This window comes from Brevundimonas sp., from assembly GCF_032107865.1.
Lineage (GTDB): Bacteria > Pseudomonadota > Alphaproteobacteria > Caulobacterales > Caulobacteraceae > Brevundimonas.
The window spans coordinates 1-3010 of sequence record NZ_DAMCNG010000281.1; the positions used below are offsets into that span (position 1 = coordinate 1).

The following is a 3010-nucleotide window of genomic DNA, read 5'->3' on the forward strand; positions in this document are numbered from 1 at the left end:
CCCTCCCCACCCGGTCGCTGCGCGACCACCCTCCCCATGAAGGGGAGGGAGAGGCGTGGCGCGGGCGGGTTGTGGCCGCCGCACGTGGCTGGCTGGGGACGCCCTATCGGCATCAGGCCAGCGTGAAAGGCGAGGGGGCGGACTGCCTGGGCCTGGTGCGCGGGGTCTGGCGCGAGGTGATCGGCGAGGAGCCGGAGACGCCGCCGCCCTATCGCCCCGACTGGGCCGAGGTCGGGGGCGAGGAGACGCTGTGGGCGGCGGCGCGGCGGCGGTTGGTGGAGATTGCGCCGGAGCAGGCGGGACTGGGCGATGTGTTGCTGTTCCGCATGGCGGCGGGGTGTCCGGCCAAACACTGCGCCGTGCTGAGCGCGGTCGAGGGACCGGAGCGGCGGATGATCCACGCCTACTGGGGGCGGTCGGTGGTCGAGAGCTGGATGGGGGCGTGGTGGCGCAGGCGTTTGGTCGCGGCGTTTCGCTGGCCTGAAATTTCGGCCTGAAGTTTAAGAGGGAGCGGGCATGGCGCAGGTCGTTCTGGGCGGGATCGGGTCGGCGCTGGGCGGGCCGATCGGGGGCTTTATCGGCGGTGTTCTGGGGCGGGCGACGGATAACTGGCTGGTCGCCGGCCTGTCGCCCGTACGGCAGGTCGGGCCGAGGCTGGAGGGGCTGAGGCTGCAGTCCTCGGCCGAGGGGGCGCCGATGGCCTGCGTCTTCGGGCGGGCGCGGGTGGTCGGGCAGGTGATCTGGGCGGCGCGCTTTCTGGAGAGGAAGGAGAAGCGGTCGGGCGGCAAGGGCGGTCAGAAGACGGTCGACTACGCCTATTCGCTAAGCTTCGCCGTGGCTCTGTGCGAAGGGCCGATCGATGGGATCGGGCGGGTCTGGGCCGACGGTCAGCCGATGGATATGGCGGGTGTGACGATGCGCCTGCATCGCGGGACGCAGGATCAGATGCCCGACCCGCTGATCGAGGCGGTGGAGGGACGGGCGCCCGCCTATCGCGGGACGGCCTATGTGGTGTTCGAGGATCTGCCGCTGGACGCCTATGGCGACCGGCCGCCGCAGCTGGCGTTCGAGGTGTTCCGGCGACCGCAGGGGGCCGAGCCGCAACTGGAGGATCGGCTGGAGGGCGTGTGCCTGATCCCCGGCGCGGGGGAGTTCTGTCTGGCGACGGAGCCGGTGATGCGGCGCGAGGGACTGGCGAAATCCACGCCCGAGAACGTGCATATGACGGCGGGGCAGACGGACCTGGAGGCCTCGCTGGATCAGCTGATAGCCCAAGCGCCGAGGTTGAAGCGGGTCAGTCTGGTGGTCGGCTGGTTCGGTGATGACGTGCGGATGGGCCATTGTCGCATCCGGCCGGGGGTGGAGCGGCGGGACAAGCCGACCCAGCCGCTGGTCTGGGGCGTGGCGGGGATGACGCGCGCGGGCGCGCATCTGATCAGCAGGGTTGACGACGGAGAGGGCGGCGAAGGCCCGGCCTATGGCGGGACGCCGTCGGACCAGAGCGTGCGGCAGGCGATCCGGGCGCTGAAGGCGCGCGGGCTGGAGGTGACGCTGTATCCCTTCGTCTTCATGGACTGCCCCGGCTATCCATGGCGGGGGCGGATCGCGGGGACGGACGGGGCGGGGGCGACGGCCGAGGTCGCGGCCCTGTTCGGGACTGCGGGCGGCTGGGGCCTGCGGCGGCTGGCGCTGCATTATGCCCGGATCGCGGCGGATGAGGGCGCGGACGGCCTGCTGATCGGCTCGGAGATGCGGGGGCTGACCTGGACGCGGGATGCGGACGGGGACTTTCCGGCGGTGGCGCAGTTCCGGGCCCTGGCGGCCGAGTGTCGGGCGGTGGTCGGGGCGCGGGTCAAGCTGAGCTACGCCGCCGACTGGTCGGAGTATTTCGGCTGGCAGAGGGATGGAGAGGCAAGGTTTCACCTCGATCCGCTGTGGGCCGATGCGAACATCGATTACGTCGGCATCGACTGGTATCCGCCAATGGGCGACTGGCGCGGGGGCGACGGCGGGCGGGACGCGGAAAACTTCAAAGGACCGTCAGACCCGGCCTATCTGGCGGCGCAGGTCGCGGGCGGCGAGGGGTATGACTGGTTCTACGCCAGCGCGGCGGATCGGGCGGCGCAGCGGCGCACGGGGATCACGGACGGCGCCCACGGCGAGGACTGGCTCTGGCGCTACAAGGATCTGAAGGGCTGGTGGTCGAACGCACACCATGAGCGCGTCGGCGGCGTGCGGCAGGCGGCGCCGACGGCCTGGGTTCCGGGGATGAAGCCGATCTGGCTGACCGAGTTCGGCTGTGCGGCCGTGGATCGCGGGGGCAATGCGCCGAACCTGTTCCAGGATCCGAAGAGCAGCGAGAACGCCCTGCCGCCGCACTCGACCGGGGCGCGGGACGACCGGATGCAGCGGCGTCTGATCGAGGCGGTGCTGGGGCACTATGCGCAGCCGGTGAACAATCCGATCTCGGGCGTCTATGGCGGGCCGATGCTGCAGGGGGCGGATGTCTGGTGCTGGGACGCGCGGCCCTATCCGGCGTTTCCGGCGCTGCATGAGGTGTGGGCGGATGCGGGCGCCTGGCGCACGGGGCACTGGTTGAACGGGCGGATGGGCGGCGATGCGCGCGGGCTGATCGAGGCGATCCTGAAGCGCGGAGGTCTGGCGGAGGCGGACTATACGGTCGGGGCGGTGGACGGCGCGGTGACGGGCTATGTCATCGACCGGCCGATGGCGACGAAGGATGCGCTTTCGCCGCTGGTGCAGGCGCTGGGGGCGACGACGGCGGAGCGGGATGGTCGGGTGGCCGTGCTGGGCGAGACGGCGCGGGAGATGACGTTGCATCAGGCGGCGCTGGCCCTGCCGGACAAGGGCGGGAGCGCGGCGGCGGATCGTCGGCTGACGCCTAAGCTGGGCGCGGCGCGGCTGCGCTTCATCGACGAGGCGGCGGACTATCAGCTGGGCGCGGTGACGGTGCGCGGTGAGGGCGAGGGCGGCGGCGTGGATGCGGCCT

Annotated in this window: 2 protein-coding genes; both read left to right on the plus strand. The window is 71.7% G+C overall.

The window, feature by feature from the left end:
* Positions 1 to 17: 17 nt before the first annotated feature.
* Entirely contained in the window at positions 18 to 497 is a 480-nt protein-coding gene (locus tag RT567_RS15505; protein ID WP_409516185.1) for an NlpC/P60 family protein, read from the plus strand.
* 19 nt (positions 498 to 516) lie between these two features.
* The coding region (locus RT567_RS15510) for a glycoside hydrolase TIM-barrel-like domain-containing protein (protein ID WP_313577131.1) at positions 517 to 3010 on the plus strand (2494 nt) is incomplete at its 3' end.